This is a genomic window from Amycolatopsis sp. NPDC051903 (assembly GCF_044452505.1).
Classification (GTDB): domain Bacteria; phylum Actinomycetota; class Actinomycetes; order Mycobacteriales; family Pseudonocardiaceae; genus Amycolatopsis.
Genome location: NZ_JBITBT010000018.1, coordinates 18251 through 35364 on the forward strand (window position 1 = coordinate 18251; position 17114 = coordinate 35364).

Genomic DNA, 17114 nt, shown 5'->3' on the forward strand with positions numbered 1-17114 from the left:
GCTGATGTCCAGTGCCGTCCGGGGAGAGCAGGACTCGGATCTGTTCCGCGAGGCGATGGCGTCGTTCCCCAGCGGGGTGACGGTCGTGACGACCACCGACGAGGACGGGAAGTGGTGGGGGTTCACGGCTTCCTCGTTCTGTTCGGTGTCGATGGCCCCGCCGCTGGTGCTGACGTGCGTGAACAAGGACGCCCAGTGCTGGCGCGTGTTCACGTCGGCCCAGCGGTGGGTCATCCACGTGCTGCACGCCGGCCAGGTCCCGCTCGCCGTGCGGTTCGCCACGCGCGGGGCGGACAAGTTCGCCGGCGCCGGGTTCGCCGCCGACATCCACGGCCTGCCCGTGCTGGCGGAGGCGAGCGTGGCCCTCGGCTGCGTGGCGCACGCGAAACCCGATGGCGGCGATCACACGATCCTGATCGGCCGGGTGGAGCGCACCCGGATCTGGCCGCAGGCCCCGTCCATCTACTACCGCCGGGCGTTCCACGAGTTCACCTGACTCTGCCGTCCGGCTCTTCGGAAAGGAGCGGCGATGTCCGCGAAACGTGCCGATCAGATGACGCTGGTCGGGTTCATGCAGGCGTCCAACGTGACCGTCTACTCGGGCTCGTGGCGGTACCCGAGCGCCGCGCCGGACTACCTCGACCTGCGGTACTACCAGCGCGTGGCGCGGGTGCTCGAGGAAGGCACCTTCGACCTGATGTTCTTCGACGACCGGCTCGCCATCCCCTCGATCTACGGGGATTCGCCGGCCGAGGCGGTGCGCCACGGTGCGCGTCCGGTCAAAATGGACCTCACCGCGGTGCTCGGCGCCGCCGCGGCGGCGACTTCGCACCTGGGGCTGGGTGCGACCTACTCGACCACCTACTACCAGCCCTTCCACGTCGCGCGGGCCTTCGCGACGCTCGACCACCTCAGCGGCGGCCGGGCCGCGTGGAACGTCGTCACGTCGGTCAACGACGCGGAGGCGCGCAACTACGGCATCGAAGAGCACCTCGGGCACGACGAGCGCTACGACCGGGCCGAGGAGTTCATCGAGGTCGTCGCCAAGCTCTGGGACTCGTGGGAGGACGACGCGATCGTCGGCGACCGCGCGGCGGGCTTCTACGCCGACCCGGAGAAGGTGCGCGAACTCCGTCACCAGGGCCGCTACTTCTCCGTCCAGGGCCCGCTGACGGTGCCCCGCCCGCCGCAGGGGCGCCCGCCGATCATCCAGGCCGGACAGTCCGCGCGCGGCAGGCAGTTCGCCGCACGGTGGGCCGACCTGATCTTCACCGCGGACCCCGACCGGGCGCGCGCCATCGAACACTACCGCGAGCAGAAGGACCTCATCACCGCCGCGGGCCGCGACGCCGGCAAGGTGCGCCTGCTGCCCATGGTGTACACGGTCGTCGGCGAAACCGAAACGATCGCCAAGGAAAAGGAGGCGATGTTCCTCGAGCAACTCGTGGACCCGATGGCGTCTCTCACGCTGCTCTCGGAACTCATGAACTACGACTTTTCGGGCCACTCCCTCGACGACGTCATCACCGACGAGCTCATCGATTCCATCTCCGGCATCCGCGGCCTGGTCCAAAGCGTCAAACGCCAGCTCGGCGACCGGCCCCTCACCCTCCGCACCCTGGCCGGCCAGCGCGCCACCCTGCTGCAAGGCCCCCGCTTCGTGGGCACCGGCGAGCAGGTCGCCGAGCACATGCAGGACTGGTTCGAATCCCACTCCTGCGACGGCTTCGTCATCGCGGCCACCCACCTGCCGGGCGCCTTCGAGGACTTCGTCCGCCTGGCCGTGCCGGAGCTGCGTAAGCGCGGGATCCTCCGGACTTCGTACACCGGCGGGACTCTGCGGGACAACCTCGGCTTGCCGCGTCCGGCGAACTTGCTGGCTGGTTGACGCAGGGGCCGGTCAGCGCGCCGGACCTCGAACCGACGTGCCGACCGGCTTGCCGGCTTTTCCGGCGTGCTGTGTCGATCACGGATCTGATCCGCAACGAGGTGATCTCGAAGTTCACCTACGTGGCTTCCGGCTGTAACGCCTGGTCACATGCTGGAGCGTTGGTAAACTGGCGGCACACGACTGGCGTCGGGTGGATCACCACCAGGGAGTGCGGGTCGAGACGGCATCGCGCGCCTGGGTGCCGCCTTTCGTGAGCTCGGTGAGTCAACTCGACGAATGCCTCGGCGCCCTGGACCTGAAGCTGGACGACGAGCTGCGGCACCGCCTCGACAACGCGTCATCATTCGACGGCACGACATCGTCCGCGCGGCGATAAGGCTTTTGCACGGATCTGATCAAAGGGAGAGTTTGCGCACCGGCTGGACGAAGCGATCTGGCGCCGGCGCGGCTCCGTAGGTCACAGCAGATCAGCAGGCGGGGGAGCGTCCGTCGGCGGCGACGTCTGGACCTTGTCGGCGGTGGCCGCGTGCAGGTGGTGCAGCCGGTCGGCGATGGTCATGGCCGTGCGGACGCCGGTGGCCAGCCGGAGTGCGCCCTCCGCCAGCTGTTCGAGCAACTGGTCGAACTGGTGCGGTACGGCCTCGTGGGTGGGGAAGGTCGATTCCCCGGGCGGGTTGGCGCCCCCGAGCGCAGCCATGGCACGAGCTGTGTCGGGGCTGCGCGGGCCGTGGCCGGGGAAGGCTTCGGCGATCACGTCCTCGGTGTCCTCGACGTACGGCAGCACCCGGGCCAGCACTTCGAGCGCGTTCCGGGCATCGCCGAGCCGTTGCCAGGAGGGCAGTTCGTCACCACCGGGGAAGTGCCGCGACAAGGCGGCGTCGAGGTCGGCGGGCAGGGAGTGGGGGCGCGGCTCGTCGTGGGAGCTCACGGTCGGGGCCTTTCTGGCGGTGCGGGTGAGCCGGCTGCCTCGACCGGACAGTGGCCTCGCGGCCGGGGGTGTGAAGGCTCGGCCGGCCGATCTTTACCCCTCCGGTTTCCGAGCGTTTGCCTCGGTCGGTGCTCGGCGCGCCAGCTCCTGAGCTCGATTCACGATCCTCTCCGGACGAGGATTTAGCGAATCGTGGCGGCGTCCGGGCTAACCGCGTAGTCGTGGTGGCGGTGCGGCGGGGGACTTGTCGGCGGCGAATTTCTCTGACTATGGTCAGAGAATAAAGGAGCAGATCGTGGCTGTCCGGCGGTTCAACCGGGTCGTCACCCAGCGGGTGGGGGCGCTGGAGGAGGCGTACCTGTCGCGCGAGCGTTCGCTCGGGCTCTCGAGGCTGCTGTGGGAGATCGGGCCGGACGGGGTGGAAATCCGGCTGTTGCGCGCCCGCCTGGGCCTGGATTCCGGCTACGTGAGCCGGAAGCTGCGCGCCCTGGAGGCGCAGGGGCTGGTGACCACGGATCCCGGGGATCACGACGGGCGGGTGCGCACGGCGAGGCTCACGGCCGCGGGCCTCGCCGAGCGCGAGCTGCTCGACCGGGCATCGGACGAGCTCGCCGAATCGATGCTGGCGCCGTTGACGACAGCGCAGCAAGAACGTCTTCTCGCAGCCATGGCCGACGTCGAGAAACTGCTCGTCGCCTCGCTCGTGCGCATCGAGATCACCGATCCGCGCACGTCGGATGCCAGGTACTGCCTGCGGTCGTATTTCGAAGAGCTCGGACGTCGGTTCGACGCGGGCTTCGACCCGTCGCAGAGCATCTCGGCCGGCGACGACGAGATGACTTTGCCCTCGGGGCTGTTGCTGGTCGCGACGCTGCAGGGTTCTCCGGTGGGGTGCGGCGCCCTCAAGCTCCACGCCGACACCGGAATCGCCGAGATCAAACGAATGTGGGTCTCCCAGACCGTCCGGGGGCTCGGTCTCGGCCGGCGGCTGCTCGACCGCCTGGTGCAGGAGGCGTCCACCCGCGGCCTGCACACGCTGCGGCTGGAGACGAACAAGGCTCTCGTCGAAGCCCGGCACCTCTACGAAACCGCCGGATTCACCGAAGTCGACGCGTTCAACGACGAGTCGTACGCACACCACTGGTTCCAGCGAGACCTGCGGCAAGACTGAGCCTGGCATCTGTCCATTCTGGATTCAGCGATCATCCTGACTTGCTTCCGATGCTCAACGGGAGCCGTCAGCGCGAGCCGTCCCGGGAGCCGGGTGCGTTCGGCGCGGCTGGCGGAGCTGCGCTCATCGGCGAGCCGGGCGAGGCTTCACCGGCCTGATCTCGCCGGCCTCGCCCCAGTGCCCATCAGGGATTTCGGCGGGGAACCGCAGGTCCGGCCGGGGTCGCACGGCCCACCACTCCGCCGACGACGAACGCGATTGCGAGCAGCCCGCGCGTCTCCTGCTGTGCGCAGCGGGACACACCGTTTCGTGAAAGCGGACTGACCTCGCCACGTTCTCGGGAGCGGGGCGTCGATGGAGGTCGTCTTTCCGGAAGCCGGCCGACATTCCAGAGTGGACAGTGGCGCACGCGGGCACGTCCGCCGGCGATTGAGAGCCGGGGCCGAACTCCGTGCCGGAGCCGGAGTCAGGAGTGCGGGCCGGACGCGTCGAGCAGAGCGTGCAGCATTCGTCGCAGGGCTATGCGGTCGGCCGGGTCGAGCGGAGCCAGCAGCTCATCCTCGATTTCGGCGCTCAAGGATTTGAGCTTCGTGGCGCGTCGTCGGCCAGTGGGGGTGAGTTCCAGTACCCGGCGGCGCCGGTCGGCGGGGTCGACCTGGCGGATCAGCAATCCTTGCGCAACCGAGGTTTCGATGATCGGCACGGCGTTGCGGGGGTCGATGCCGATCAGGTCGGCCAGCCGCTGCTGGCCGAGTGGACCGGTCTCGTCGAGGGTCAGCAGGAGCTTGAACTGGCTCGAGGTCAGCTCGAGCCGGGCGAGCATGCCGGTCCATCGTTGCAGGACGAGCTTGCCCGCTCCGGCGAGCAGCCACGAGGTGGTGCGCTGGAACCCGAGCGCGCCGGGTGTGCCCGGTGGCGGGCTGTCGTCGACGTCCGAGGTCACGACGCCCAGTCTAGCGGGGCCCACATCCACCATGATAGACATGAGACATGTCTAGTTGCGGGCGTGAGCAGGCCCGCCCAGAGGGAGTGACGATGAAAGCAGTGCGCTTCGACCACTATGGCGACGTCGACGTGCTCGACGTGCGCGAGGTCGACGATCCGGTGGCCGCACCCGGGCGAGTCGTGGTCAGGATCCGGGCGGCTGCGACCAACCCCGGAGACAGCTACGTGCGCGAAGGCCTCGCCGAACAGGCGTGGGCGCTGCGGGCGCGGTTGTCCGGAAAGGACTCGGACGTGCCCCGGTGGTCGATGCCCTTCCCGGCCGGGCAGGGCACGGACCTGGCCGGCGAGATCATCGCCGTCGGCGACGGGGCCGAGCGCTGGCGCGTCGGCGATGAAGTGCTCGGCTGGTCCGACGCGCGGCTCAGCCACGCCGAACTCGCCGCCGTGTCCGCCGCGCACCTCGTCCCGAAACCGGCCGGCCTGAGCTGGGAAGTGGCCGGCTCGATGTACGTCGCGCCGATGGCCGCGCTCGCCGCCGTCGAGGCGGTTTCCCCGGCGCCGGGCGAGACCGTGGTCGTGTCCGGCGCCGCCGGTGCGGTCGGCGTCGTGGCGGTCCAGCTCGCTCGCCGCACCGGTGCCGCCGTGATTGGCCTGACGCGCCAGGCCAATCACGACTGGATGCGCGCTCACGGCGTCACCCCGCTCACCTACGGCGACGGCCAGGCGGCCAGGATCCGCTCGACCGCCCGCACCGGGGTCGACGCGTTCATCGACACCTTCGGTGCGGGCTACGTCGACCTCGCGCACGAGCTCGGCGTTCCCGGGAAGCGCATCAACACCGTCGTCGACTTTCAAGCCGCGCTCGGCGGCCGCGCCCGCATCGCCGGCACCAACGACGCCGGCGGGGCCGCCGGGCTCCAGCGTCTCGTCGACCTCGTCGCCGCGGGCGAGCTGGAAATCCCCGTCGCCGGCACCTATCCGCTCGGCGACGTCCGCACGGCCTACCGGCATGGGGCCGAGCAGCGAACCCGCGGAAAGATCGTGTTGATCCCGTGATCGTCAGCCGCCGGGCGCCGGTGTTCAGTTCTGGCAGCCGCAGCCCGCGTCGGTTTTGGCCTGGGCGGCGGTGGTGGCCGGGTCGGTGGCGTGCTCGGCGGGGGTGCAGCAGCCGGTGACGCCGCAGCAGGACGCGGCGGCCGTGGTCAGGGGTGGCCCGGCGGACTTGGCCGCGCGCACGATGGCGGAGTGCATGCCGTCGGCGACGGTGTGGGTCGGGGTGATCTCGACGTCGGTGAACCCGGCCGCTTCCAGGCCGGCCCGGTATTCGCTGAAGGACAGGGCGCCGGCGATGCAGCCGACGTAGTCGCCGCGCTCGGCGCGCTGGGTGGGGGAGAGGTGGTCATCGGCGACGACGTCGGACACGCCGAGGCGGCCGCCGGGCTTGAGGACGCGGAAGGTTTCGGCGAAGACGGCGGGCTTGTCGGTGGACAGGTTGATCACGCAGTTGGAGATCACCACGTCGATCGTGTTCGCGGGCAGGGGGATGGCTTCGATGGCGCCCTTGAGGAATTCGACGTTCGTGGCGCCGGCCTTGGCCGCGTTCGCGGTCGCCAGGGCCAGCATCTCCTCGGTCATGTCCAGCCCGTACGCCTTCCCTTCGGGCCCGACGCGGCGGGCGGAGAGCAGGACGTCGATGCCGCCGCCGGACCCGAGGTCGAGCACCCGTTCGCCCGGGTGCAGATCGGCCACGGCGGTCGGGTTGCCGCAGCCCAGTGAGGCGGCCACCGCTTCGGCCGGCAGGGCGTCGCGGTCGCCGGCGGTGTAGAGGGTGGAGCCGAAGTGCTCGTCCACCTCGACCGGCTCCGGCCCGCAACAGGCGGCGCCGCCTTCGGTGACCTTGACGGCGGCCGCGGCGTAACGCTGCCGCACGGTCTCGCGCAGGTCGGTCTGCTCGGTCATCACCCATCTCCTCCAGCAGCTTGTATCGATGGTTGTGGAAACAACCTTGCGCCTTGCATCGACAAACGTCAAGATAGAAGCATGTCGATGCAAGAGCTGGAGCTGGTCGACCAGCCCGCCGCCTGCTGCGCGGGGCTGGCCTCGGCGCCGCTGGACGAGCCCGACGCCGCCGAGCTGGCGAAGGTCTTCAAGGCGCTCGGGGACCCGGTGCGGCTGCGGCTGCTGTCGATGATCGCCTCGCGCGAGGGCGGGGAGATGTGCGTGTGCGAGCTGACGCCGGCGTTCGACCTGGCCCAGCCGACCATCTCCCACCACCTGAAGCTGTTGCGCCAAGCCGGCCTGATCGACTGCGAACGGCGCGGCACGTGGGTGTACTACTGGGCGCTGCCGTCCACAATGGAGCGTCTCGCGGCCGTGCTGCGGACTCCGCGGCCAGCCGGCGCGTGAGCACCTCGCTCGGCCGCCGCGCCGCCGCCGAGGCGGCGGGCACGGCGGCGCTGGTGGCCGTGGTGGTCGGCTCCGGGATCCAGGCGGTCGCGCTGTCGCCCGACGTCGGTGTGCAGCTGCTGGCGAACTCACTGGCCACCGTCTTCGGCCTCGGCGTGCTGATCGCCCTGCTCGGCCCGGTGTCCGGCGCGCACTTCAACCCGCTGGTCTCGCTGGCGGCCTGGTTCACCGGGCGCCGCACCGGCGGGGGCCTGGCCCTGCGGGACCTTGCCGTCTACGTGCCGGCCCAGATCGCCGGCGGCGTCGGCGGCGCCGTCGTGGCGAACGCGATGTTCGGCCGGCCGCTGGTGCAGTGGTCCGCGCACGACCGCTTCGGCGGGCACCTGTGGCTGGGGGAGGTCGTCGCGACGGCCGGGCTGCTCTTGCTGATCTTCGGCCTCGCCCGCACCGGACGCGAGCGGCACGCGCCGGTGGCGGTGGCCTCCTTCATCGGCGCCGCCTACTGGTTCACCTCGTCCACCTCGTTCGCGAACCCGGCCGTGACCATCGGGCGCGCGTTCACCGACTCCTTCGCCGGGATCGCGCCCGCCTCCGTGGTCCCGTTCCTCGTCGCCCAGTTCGCCGGCGCCGCCCTCGGCCTCGGTCTCGTCGCCGTGCTGTTCGGGCGCCCGGCCGAAGTCCCCGATCCCTTGGCACTCCAGGAGACCCGCCCATGACCACGCCACCTACGCGCCCGTCGGTGTTGTTCGTCTGCGTGCACAACGCCGGCCGCTCCCAGATGGCCGCCGCGTTCCTCGCCCACCTCGCCGGGGACCGCGTCGAGGTCCGCTCCGCCGGATCCGCACCCGCCGACGCGCTCAACCCCGCCGTCGTCGAGGCCATGGCCGAAGCCGGCATCGACATCTCCGCCGAAACCCCGAAGATCCTGACCGCCGGCGCCGTGCAGTCCTCCGACGTCGTCATCACCATGGGCTGCGGCGACACCTGCCCCGTCTTCCCCGGCAAGACCTACCTCGACTGGCAGCTCGACGACCCGGCGGGCAAACCCCTCGCCGACATCCGACCCATCCGCGACGAGATCCGGCACCGCGTCCGGGGCCTCGTCGACGAGATCGGTTAGCTCCGGCCTGGTGCGGTGATCGTGAGCACCGCGCTAACCGTGCTGGGCGCGTTCGCGGGCTTCGAGGATTTCGGCGACGTGGGTTTCCGCCCATTCGCGGACGGCGCGCAGCGGGATCAGCAGGGACCGGCCGAGGTCGGTGAGCCCGTATTCGACGCGGGGTGGCTGTTCCGCGTAGTCGACGCGGACGAGGAGGCCGTCTTCCTCCATCGCGCGCAGCGTTTCGGTCAGGACTTTCGGGGTGACGCCTTGGATTTTCGCCACCAAGGCGCTGAAGCGCAGCGGGCCGTGCTCCAGCGCGTTGACCACGAACACCGTCCACCGCGCCCCGATGCGGTGCAGCACCACCCGGGACGGGCAGCTGGCGGACATGACGTTGTAGCCCACGGCGATTCCTCCGGCTCCGGTTACGTTGAAGTACCTGGTTACTTTTCCATAGTGTACGTCGGCGATGACCATCGACGGAACGGAGAAGCACCATGGGCAACCGGCTGGCCGGTCAATCAGTGCTCGTACTGGGCGGGCGGCACTTGGGTACGGCGATCGCGGCGACCGCGGCCGCCGAGGGCGCGCGGGTGCACGTCGCGTCCCATCGGCCCGGCGGACTGCACATCGACTTGCGCGACGAGGCGACCATCGCCGCCGCGGCCGCCGAGCTCGGGGCGGTCGATCACCTGATCACCACGGCCGCGGCACCGCACGCGGTGCCGGTCCGCGAGCTCGACCGGGACAAGACCGTCGACGCCTTCACCGCCAAGGTGATCGGGCCCTTGCTGCTCGCGAAGCACTTCACGATCCGGCGATCGCTGCTGCTGTTCTCCGGTCAGGTCGGCTGGCGTCCGGCGCGCGGAAGCGTCGTGACGGGCGTGACCAACGGGGCGGCCGCGTTCGCCGCGCGGCACCTCGCCGCCGAACTCGCGCCGGTCCGGGTCAACGCGCTGTCGCCGGGGATCATCGACTCCGGCGCCTGGGACGCCAAGGGCGAGGCCAAAGCGGACTTCCTCGCGACCGCCGCGAAGCGGACCCTCGTCGGCCGCACCGGCACTGTCGCCGATGTGACGGACGCGGTGCTGTGGTTGCTGCAGGCCGACTTCCTCACCGGCGAGACCGTCCACCTCGAGGGCGGCCGCCCCTGACCGCGATGCCGGCAAGGTGATGAGCTTGCCGCTCGAGGACCTGGGTGCGCCTCGCCACCCAGGTCCTGCACCACCGGCGTGAGTGCCGCGGTCAGAAGGTGGCGATCGGGTTGACCGGGCTGCCGGAGGTGCCGGCGAAGCGGACCGGGGCGACCGCGAGGTGGAAGTCCCACTGGCCGAGTTCGGCGGCGGTCGTCGCGCAGGCCTCCAGGTCGCAGTTGTCGAGGAGCCACAGGCCCATCGCGACGAGGCTCACGGCGTGAACCGGCATCAAGACGTCGTCGTAGCCCGACGGCTGAACGTCCTGGGGGGTGTCGGCGCCGATCAGGGCGACTTCCCGTTCCCGCAGCCACGGCAGGCAGGACGCGTGCCAGCCGGCCTGCGCCAACCCGGCGGACTCACCGGCCTCGCGCCGGGCGCGGCCGTAGCCGGTCCGCAGGAGTACGGCGTCGCCGGGGCGGACCCGCACACCCTGGCGGCGCTCGGCCTCCTCGAGATCTTCGGGGAACACACCTTGGCCCGGTTCCAGCCACGGCACCTCGCGGACCCTCGTGATGTCCAGCAGGACACCCCGCGTGACGATCCCGTTCGCCGCGGCCGTGACGGCCGCCCACGCCGATCCCGTTGCGGCGTCGACCAACGAGTGCGGCCGCCCGTTGTACATCTTGCCGTCCCAGAAGAGGTGGCACGGCGAGTCGACGTGGGTGAGGGTGTTGCCGTGGAACATGAAGCCGAGCCGCTCGTTCGAAAAGCCCCAGCGCCGGTCGGCGTGAAAAGCCGGTGGCATGTTCTCGGCACCCGGCATGTCGACCGCATACGGGCACGCCGTCGTCGACCGCTCCATGTCTTCGGGCACGGCGACCTCCCACGCGCACGACACGCTCCTGCCGTGGCGCACGGCCCGCGCCGCCGCCAGCCGGACGTCGTCGGTGATGTGGTTCAGAGTGCCGAGTTCGTCGTCCTCGCCCCACCGTCCCCAGTTCGACAACGTGTCGAAGTACCCGAGCACGTCGTCCTGCGTCGGCATCGGCCGCCCTGCCGTCATCCCAGCATCGACTCCTCCGGTCACGCGGTTCGAGGCACCAAGGCCCGCTGAACTGCCCTGACAGTAGATCAGCGGGCCGACAGCCTGCGGTCAGGAGGTCCGGTACGGCACAGCTGTGGTTTGCCCGCGGCGACGGTGGCAGGGATGTCGACGACGCGGTGCTCCGCGCCCGGCAGTCGTTCTCACCGAGCGCGGAACCACGGCGGGCCCCGGGATCACCCCACCAGGTCGGGCCGGTCCAGCGCCTCACCCGTGAGCCACGTCGCGACGTCGAACAGCGCGGCGTCGTGGTTGGTGCGGCCCAGGAGTTGCAGGCCCAGGGGTAGGTCCTCGTCGGACAGGGCGGGGATGGTCACGGCGGGGCAGCCGAGCAAGGACGCGGTCACGTTCATGGCGACGTTGCCGGTCGAGTCGAGGCCGAGTGGTGCGGCGCCGCAGGCGCCGAGGGTGATCATCGCGTCATAGTGCGTCGCGGCGTTCTCGTAGGTCGCGCGGGCCGCGGCGCGCCGGGTCAGGAGCTCGCCGAATTCCTCCTGTGTCATCGCTTCGGCGACCTTCAGGCGGTCGCGCGCGTCGAGGCTGAGCTTGCTCGCGTCCAGGTCCGCGTAGGTGTTGAGCGGCCAGCGACCTTCCCACGCGAGGATCGCCGTGGTCAGCGCCGGCGCGTCGGCGACCGCGTGCTCGACGGTCTCGATCCGGTCGTCGTCCGCGCGGCCCACGACCTCGATGCCGTGGTCCTGAAGGCGTTGCTTCAGCGTGGCGAACGCCCGGCGTGCGCCTTCGGTCGTCGCGCTCCACCCGGCGGTCTCGAGGACCGCGAGCTTCACCGGCTTGGTGCGCCGGGTGAAGTCCACTTCGCCGGCCAGGCCCGCGAAGCCCGGATCGCCGCCGGCGCGGTCGGCGATGGCGCGCAGCACCGCCCACGTGTCGGCCAGCGTCGCGCCGATCGAGCCCTGGCAGCTCTGGCTGAAGTGGTCGTGCGAACCGCTCCGGTTGATCGCGCCGACACTCGGCTTGAAGCCCACCGCGCCGCAGAAACTCGCCGGCCGCAGGATCGAGCCCATCACCTGGGTGCCGAGGCCGGCCGGCACCATGCCGGCGCCGACCGCGGCCGCCGTGCCGCTGGACGAGCCGCCCGGTGTGCGCGTCGGATCGTGCGGATTCGTGGTCTCGTGCCACGGGTGCTTCGAGGCGAATTCGGTCGTGGTGGTCTTGCCGAGGACGACGGCGCCGGCCTCCCGCAACGCGTGCACGCTCGCGGAGTCGCGCTTGCCTTCGGTGCCCTCCCACAGCGGCGAGCCCTGACCGGTCGGCATGTCGGCGGTTTCGATGATGTCTTTGATCGCCACCGGCATGCCGTCGATCGGCGACAGCGGTTTCCCGGCGGCCCAGCGCTTCGCCGACTCGTCCGCGGCCCGCCGGGCGCCCTCGCGGTTGACGACGACGAAGGCGCCCACCGCGCCGTCGAGTTCGGTGATGCGGGTCAGGGTCTCTTCCAGGTACGTGCGCGGGCTGAGCTCACCGGACCGCAACTGCCCGCCGTGCGACACGTAGCCCCGCAGCCGGTTTCCGGCCGTCGTCGGTTCGGTCACGCCCGCACCCCCGGGATCTCGACGGTCATCCTGCGCGGGCACCACATCGGATACGAAAGCATGCCCCCATCCTGCGCCACAGGGGGAAAAGATGCACGGCCGCAAGGATCACGTGGCCGGCACCACCGAAGTGCCGGGCTGTTGACCGACTTGCGCGCGTTGTCCACCGTGCCGGGCCGGTGAACCAGTGCCACCCTGTCCGCCATCCGGCCGAGAACCCGTTGCGGCACTTGGGTCTTGCGCCGCCGGCCCGGGCCGCTTCGTCCGATCCGTCCGCGCCCTCGGCGGAAGTTACCGCCGGCGAGAACGCCCAGCCGTCCGGACCACCACGGCGGTGTCAGGCGGCCGGGAACACCTGACACCGCCGGACCTATCCGATGAGCCGGTCGACGGTGCCGGCCGGTGGCGTCGTCGGCTGAGCGTGGCCGCCTGCAGCGGGAGCACGCCGGATGCGGACTTCGACGGCGAGGCAGAGTTCCGCGAGATCCCGGGGCTTCGCCAGGCTCTTGCCGGTGTAGCTCTCGAACCGGCGCAGCCGGCGCCGGATCGTGTTGGCGTGGCAGGACAGCTCCTCGGCCGTCCGCGCCACCTGGCCGTCGTGGGCGACCCAGGCCAGGAAGGTGCGCAGCAGCAGGTCCTGCTCCTCGGGCCGGGCGGCGTCGAGGCCGGCGAGCACCCGGTCGGCGGCCCGGCCCGTGACCGGGGCCGCCGCGACGGCGGTCACGGCGAACGCGTCGTCGTCGAAGACGGTGACCAGCCCGCGCTCCCGGAGAGTGGCGGCGAGGGCCACGTTGGCGAGCTGCAACGCGGGCGCGGCCGCGGCCGGATCGTCGAACGGCGGTGACACCCCGATCGGCCCGGTCGCCTCGGCCCGCAGCGCGTCGACCAGTTCGCGCCGGCGGGCTTCGTCCGGCACCGCGACGATGCCGGCCTGCACTTCGGGCAGGACCAGCCACGCCGACCGGATTCCGAGCGACGCCAGCGTGGCGTCGATCCCGGGCAGGCTCCGCCGGCCGGGCTGGGCCAGTCCGGCGGCCACGACCACGTAGCTCCCCTGGAGGCCGACACCGAGGATCTCGGCCGCTTCCCGCGGCGTGATCGGCCACGTCAGCCGGCCCTCCAGCAACGCCCGCAGCAGCGCCGAGCGTTCGTGCTCACGGGCGAGGATCCGGGTTGCCTGGTGTTCCCGGTACCCCTCGACCGCCGCCTGGGTGACGTGGTGCACGACCTCCCACACGGCCGCTCCCGCGTCGAGCAGCTCGCCATCCGGCACGGCGCCGCCGGCGCGGTTCTCGTCCACCAGGGCCTGCCAGATGAAGCGCGTGCTCAGCAGCGACGCCTGCAGAACCGCGGCCAGCGGGACGTCGGCCCGGGCCCGGGCTTCACCCGTGGCGTAGGCCGCGCCCGTATCCGGTAAGCGCCCGATGCCGAGCGCGAGGAAGACGCTGCGCAGGTTGACGCGCAGGGAGTTCAGCACTTGCTGCTCCGGGTCCGCTGACGCGGGCCGGTAGAACGGGATCTCTTCGCGGAACACAGCCGCCAGCCGCCGCGCCAACGGATCGGCCTGCCCGGCCAGGCGGTTCGCCAGCCGCGACAGCTCGGGATGCGTCCGGCGCCCCGCGCCGGATCTCGCTGCGGGAATCGGTTCGTCCGCCTCACCAGAAGAACCGCACACGATGGGTTTGTTCCCCTTTCTCCGTCGGCCGGCGAAGATCGCCCGGCCGTCTCGTAACGCGCAGAAGTGTCAGCCGGGGCCCACCAGCGGGCCCCGGCCGACACTCGGTCACCGCGGGGTGTTACTGGTTGTCTTCGTTGAACAGGTAGCGGCCGGGTACCTCGTCGGGCCGCAGGATCTTGCCGTCACCGGGGAACGGCTTGGTCCACCCGGTCGAGGTGTACCAGTCGTACCGGCCCAGCTGCGGCTGGTTGACCCCGTCGACCTGAGCGTTCGCACCGGTCAGCTTCGGCAGCGCCTCGTCCTGGTGCCACTGGGCCCAGGCCTCGGCCGTCTGCTGCTGGCCGGCGGGCACGGCGGGAGCCGCGCTCGCCTGAGCCGGCGCCGGAGTCACCGGGATCAGGTTGCTCACGCCTTCGGTGAGCGGGATCTGGTTGGCCGCCGTGGTGTACGGGGTGAAGTCCGGCTTGTCGGTGAACGCGCTGAACATCGGCGTCGCGGCGCGGTCCTCCTGGTTCAGCGGCTGCATCCCGAGGATCTGCTCGATCGTCTTCACCGCGTTGACCTGCGTGAAGTACTCGCTGTTCACGACGCCGCGCTGGGCGTACGGGCTGGCGATGAAGAACGGCGCGCGGTGCCCGTCGACGTGGTCGGTACCGGCCTGGGTGTCGTCCTCGACCACGAACACGGCCGAATCCTTCCAGAACCGGCTGTGCGAAATGTCGGAGATCATCCGGCCGACAGCCAGGTCGTTGTCGGCGACCTGCGCCCGCGGGGTCGCGGGTCCACCGGTGTGGTCGTTGGGCAGTGACATCGTCGTCAGCGCCGGCAGCTCACCGGTCTGCTCGGCCTTCTTGAAGTCCTGCTCCCAGACGTCGACCTTGTACTGGTCGGGGATGGCCAGGTTGAACTGCGGGAATTCCGGGTTGCTGATGGCGTTGTTCGACGGCACGTCGGAGTACGACTTGTACGCGTCCATCGCCACCGGGAGGGTGCCGGTGGCCTTGCCCTCGAGGATCTGCGAGTCCGCGTAGTACTGCTGCCACGAGCCGGGGGTGCCGCTCGCGATGGCCTCGTACTCGCCGTAGTTGCGCGCCTGCTTGCCGGCGCGCGCGGCGGCGTCCCAGATGAACCCGTCACGCTGGTAGGCCAGCGCGTCCCGTGCGTTGTAGGGGTAGCTCCGGGCCCAGGCGCTGGCCGCGTTCTGGGCCAGGTAGTCGTTGGGCTCGGCCTGCGTCAGCCAGTTGTGCCCGTCCGCCGACAGCATGCCGTTGTCGTAGAAGTTGTCGAACGTCGTGAACGTGTCGGCCAGGCTGTGCTCGTTCGGCGTGACCGCCGCGCCGAAGTTGGTCCGCGACGGGTCGCCGTTGCCCTTGCCCAGATCGCCGAGGATCTGGTCGTAGGTCCGGTTCTCCTTGATGATCAGGAACACGTGCTTGATCGGCGACGAATCGCCCCGTACCCGCGGGATCGCCGTCAGCTTGCCCTGGTCGTTGCCGTCCGGCAAGTCGTTCTGCGCCTGCTCCCCGCGGTCCCAGGCGTTGTTGCTGAACACCTGCCGGGTCGTGTCGGCGAGCTGCGCGGGGGCAGGCGGGGCGAAGGAGGTCAGCGTGCCCTTGTAGGCGTAGGTCTGCGGCGCGCCGTCGGTGCCGACGCCCTGCTGGTTGCTGACGACGACCTTGCCCAGCTCGGCGTCGAACTGCACCTCGTTGGGGTACCAGTCGGTGGGGATCAGGCCCTGGTACTTCACGGGCTTGCGGGCGCCGTCGTATTCGAACTGCGCGATCGCGTTGTCGCGCCCGACGCTCACCAGCATGTGCGTCGCGTCGGTGAACGCGATCGAGTTCGGCGACGAGCCGACCTGGACGCCGGGCAGCGGCTCCACGTCGACGGTCTGCGTCACCTCGTGCGTGGCCGCGTCGATGACCGAGACGGTGTCGCTGTTGGTGTTGGTCACGAACACGGCGCCGTCGTGCTGCGTCAGCGACGTCGGCTGGAGACCGACGTCGACGGTGTCGACGACCCTGTTGGTCCCGAGGTCCACCACGGCGACCGTGCCGGTCGTCGAAGCACCGGTCACCGGGTCGGACACGATGTTGGTGCCGTCGGACTTGTTGGTCGTGTCGCCGGCCACGGCGGTGCGGCCACCGCGGTTCGACACGAACGCCGTGGTGCCGGCGATCGTCACGGCCTGCGGCGCGTTGCCCACCGGCACCTGGGCCGTGAGGGTGTTCGTGGCCGTGTCGACCACGCCGAGCTTGTTGCTGCCGCTCAACGCGAGGTACAGCTTCGCGCCGTCGGCCGACACCGTCAGCCCGTACGGCAACGACCCGCCCGGCAGTGTCAGCTTCGCCGGCGTGGTGGGGTTCGTGATCAGGCCGTCCGAGCCGACCGCGTACTTCAGCACGGTGGACGTCGTGGCGGCGTACAGCGCCGTGCCGTCCGGCGAGTACACCGGCGCGGCGACGCCGGTACCGCCGAACGTCTGCAGCACCGAACCGCTTGCGGCGTCGAGGACGGTGATCGACGGCTTGCCCGAGTTGGTGCCACCGGTCTGCGCCGCCACCTTCGAGCCGTCCGGGCTCACGGCGCTGCCGATCGACTGCGCGGAGAACGTGGCCGCGCGCGTGCCGAACGGCGAGATCCAGTGGTTGTCCGACGTCAGGATCCGCCCGGCCACGTGCTCGCCGAGCCTGCTCGTGCCGAACGGGTTGACCGGCACGTCGGCCACGCTGGCGGACGCGACGCCGCCGACCGCGAGCATGACCACGGCGGAGCCGGCGACCGTCCAGCGCTTGCGCGCCGCGGATCGTCGTCTTTGTACTTGCACCATCGATCCTTTCACAGAACGAATGTTCGGAGGGAACTCCGGGAAGCGATTCAACAACCCCAAGGCGGCGCGGCGCCGAAAGCGCGATTGCCCGGGTGCGGTGAAGGGATGTCCGGCTGGTTACGACCCGGCGACGGTCCACCACCGGAACAGGTCCAGACGAGTACCCGCCACCGTCAAGGACGGCAAACGCAACAATCCGGTCAAACAGCCGAAGTTCTTCGGCCGGACCGGCGCTCGCGTGGACCCGGGTTCGGTGTCCATAGTGGAGCCGCAGTGCCGGCACCGCCAGTGCGTCGACGGATTTCCGGGCGACCAGGCGTTTAACTCGGAGCTTACCCGGTTAACCCGGCGATTACCTGGTGCGGTGGAAGA

General features: G+C 70.6%; 16 protein-coding genes. 8 read left to right on the top strand and 8 right to left on the bottom strand.

Annotated features, from left to right (window positions below; genetic code table 11):
- Positions 1 to 4 precede the first annotated feature (4 nt).
- On the top strand, positions 5 to 496 hold the full coding sequence (locus ACIA77_RS30330; protein WP_395889415.1) for a flavin reductase family protein: 492 nt from the start codon (positions 5 to 7) through the stop codon (positions 494 to 496).
- 33 nt (positions 497 to 529) lie between these two features.
- Complete coding sequence (locus ACIA77_RS30335; RefSeq protein ID WP_395889416.1) at positions 530 to 1888, top strand: LLM class flavin-dependent oxidoreductase; 1359 nt, start codon at positions 530 to 532, stop codon at positions 1886 to 1888.
- A 460-nt stretch (positions 1889 to 2348) separates the two neighbouring features.
- On the opposite strand, the gene ACIA77_RS30340 is transcribed toward ACIA77_RS30335, so the two are convergent.
- A complete protein-coding gene (locus ACIA77_RS30340) occupies positions 2349 to 2819 on the bottom strand; it encodes a hypothetical protein (protein WP_395889417.1) in 471 nt (156 codons plus the stop codon).
- 244 nt (positions 2820 to 3063) lie between these two features.
- Between ACIA77_RS30340 and ACIA77_RS30345 the strand changes: the two genes are divergently transcribed.
- Positions 3064 to 3990: a GNAT family N-acetyltransferase gene (locus tag ACIA77_RS30345; RefSeq protein WP_395889418.1), complete on the top strand. Its 927-nt coding sequence runs from the start codon at positions 3064 to 3066 to the stop codon at positions 3988 to 3990.
- A gap of 466 nt (positions 3991 to 4456) precedes the next feature.
- Here ACIA77_RS30345 and ACIA77_RS30350 read toward each other — a convergent pair whose 3' ends face one another.
- Positions 4457 to 4933 (bottom strand): MarR family winged helix-turn-helix transcriptional regulator, encoded by a 477-nt coding sequence (locus tag ACIA77_RS30350; RefSeq protein WP_395889419.1) that lies wholly within the window; start codon positions 4931 to 4933, stop codon positions 4457 to 4459.
- A 92-nt stretch (positions 4934 to 5025) separates the two neighbouring features.
- Here ACIA77_RS30350 and ACIA77_RS30355 point away from each other — a divergent pair, with 92 nt between their 5' ends.
- On the top strand, positions 5026 to 5991 hold the full coding sequence (locus tag ACIA77_RS30355) for an NADP-dependent oxidoreductase (protein ID WP_395889420.1): 966 nt from the start codon (positions 5026 to 5028) through the stop codon (positions 5989 to 5991).
- Between the two features lie 24 nt (positions 5992 to 6015).
- Here the strand turns inward: ACIA77_RS30355 and arsM are convergent, their stop codons facing one another.
- Positions 6016 to 6894, bottom strand: coding sequence for an arsenite methyltransferase (gene arsM / locus ACIA77_RS30360; protein WP_395889421.1), 879 nt, complete (start codon positions 6892 to 6894; stop codon positions 6016 to 6018).
- An 81-nt stretch (positions 6895 to 6975) separates the two neighbouring features.
- On the opposite strand from arsM, the gene ACIA77_RS30365 reads away from it, so the two are divergent.
- The 3 genes from ACIA77_RS30365 to ACIA77_RS30375 are packed head-to-tail and all read left to right on the top strand — an operon-like array spanning position 6976 to position 8461.
- Entirely contained in the window at positions 6976 to 7341 is a 366-nt protein-coding gene (locus ACIA77_RS30365) for an ArsR/SmtB family transcription factor (protein ID WP_395889422.1), read from the top strand.
- A complete protein-coding gene (locus tag ACIA77_RS30370) occupies positions 7338 to 8057 on the top strand; it encodes an aquaporin (protein ID WP_395889423.1) in 720 nt (239 codons plus the stop codon). Before ACIA77_RS30365 ends, ACIA77_RS30370 begins: the two co-directional genes overlap by 4 nt.
- Complete coding sequence (locus tag ACIA77_RS30375) at positions 8054 to 8461, top strand: arsenate reductase ArsC (protein WP_395889424.1); 408 nt, start codon at positions 8054 to 8056, stop codon at positions 8459 to 8461. Before ACIA77_RS30370 ends, ACIA77_RS30375 begins: the two co-directional genes overlap by 4 nt.
- A 33-nt stretch (positions 8462 to 8494) precedes the next feature.
- Here the strand turns inward: ACIA77_RS30375 and ACIA77_RS30380 are convergent, their stop codons facing one another.
- Complete coding sequence (locus tag ACIA77_RS30380; protein WP_395889425.1) at positions 8495 to 8848, bottom strand: winged helix-turn-helix transcriptional regulator; 354 nt, start codon at positions 8846 to 8848, stop codon at positions 8495 to 8497.
- 92 nt (positions 8849 to 8940) lie between these two features.
- Between ACIA77_RS30380 and ACIA77_RS30385 the strand changes: the two genes are divergently transcribed.
- Positions 8941 to 9597 carry an SDR family oxidoreductase gene (locus tag ACIA77_RS30385; protein WP_395889426.1) on the top strand — a complete coding sequence of 219 codons (657 nt, stop codon included), beginning with the start codon at positions 8941 to 8943 and terminating at the stop codon, positions 9595 to 9597.
- A 91-nt stretch (positions 9598 to 9688) separates the two neighbouring features.
- Here the strand turns inward: ACIA77_RS30385 and ACIA77_RS30390 are convergent, their stop codons facing one another.
- The 4 genes from ACIA77_RS30390 to ACIA77_RS30405 form a co-directional block, all read right to left on the bottom strand.
- Positions 9689 to 10642: a cyclase family protein gene (locus tag ACIA77_RS30390; RefSeq protein WP_395889427.1), complete on the bottom strand. Its 954-nt coding sequence runs from the start codon at positions 10640 to 10642 to the stop codon at positions 9689 to 9691.
- A 215-nt stretch (positions 10643 to 10857) separates the two neighbouring features.
- Positions 10858 to 12234, bottom strand: a complete 1377-nt coding sequence (locus ACIA77_RS30395) for an amidase (RefSeq protein WP_395889428.1) — start codon at positions 12232 to 12234, stop codon at positions 10858 to 10860.
- Positions 12235 to 12604: 370 nt separating this feature from the next.
- The gene (locus ACIA77_RS30400) at positions 12605 to 13909 is read right to left on the bottom strand and encodes a PucR family transcriptional regulator (RefSeq protein ID WP_395889429.1); all 1305 of its coding nucleotides are present in this window, start codon (positions 13907 to 13909) and stop codon (positions 12605 to 12607) included.
- Positions 13910 to 14030: 121 nt separating this feature from the next.
- Positions 14031 to 16742, bottom strand: a complete 2712-nt coding sequence (locus ACIA77_RS30405; protein WP_395889430.1) for an alkaline phosphatase family protein — start codon at positions 16740 to 16742, stop codon at positions 14031 to 14033.
- Positions 16743 to 17114 lie beyond the last annotated feature (372 nt).

What these genes read in the sequence shown, in the direction of transcription:
- ACIA77_RS30330 (WP_395889415.1), top strand. Translation starts at nt 5, where the DNA reads ATGTCCAGTGCCGTCCGGGGAGAGCAGGACTCGGATCTGTTCCGCGAG.
- ACIA77_RS30335 (WP_395889416.1), top strand. Translation starts at nt 530, where the DNA reads ATGTCCGCGAAACGTGCCGATCAGATGACGCTGGTCGGGTTCATGCAG.
- ACIA77_RS30355 (WP_395889420.1), top strand. Translation starts at nt 5,026, where the DNA reads ATGAAAGCAGTGCGCTTCGACCACTATGGCGACGTCGACGTGCTCGAC.
- arsM (WP_395889421.1), bottom strand. Translation starts at nt 6,894, where the DNA reads ATGACCGAGCAGACCGACCTGCGCGAGACCGTGCGGCAGCGTTACGCC.
- ACIA77_RS30365 (WP_395889422.1), top strand. Translation starts at nt 6,976, where the DNA reads ATGTCGATGCAAGAGCTGGAGCTGGTCGACCAGCCCGCCGCCTGCTGC.
- ACIA77_RS30375 (WP_395889424.1), top strand. Translation starts at nt 8,054, where the DNA reads ATGACCACGCCACCTACGCGCCCGTCGGTGTTGTTCGTCTGCGTGCAC.
- ACIA77_RS30385 (WP_395889426.1), top strand. Translation starts at nt 8,941, where the DNA reads ATGGGCAACCGGCTGGCCGGTCAATCAGTGCTCGTACTGGGCGGGCGG.
- ACIA77_RS30390 (WP_395889427.1), bottom strand. Translation starts at nt 10,642, where the DNA reads ATGACGGCAGGGCGGCCGATGCCGACGCAGGACGACGTGCTCGGGTAC.
- ACIA77_RS30405 (WP_395889430.1), bottom strand. Translation starts at nt 16,742, where the DNA reads ATGGTGCAAGTACAAAGACGACGATCCGCGGCGCGCAAGCGCTGGACG.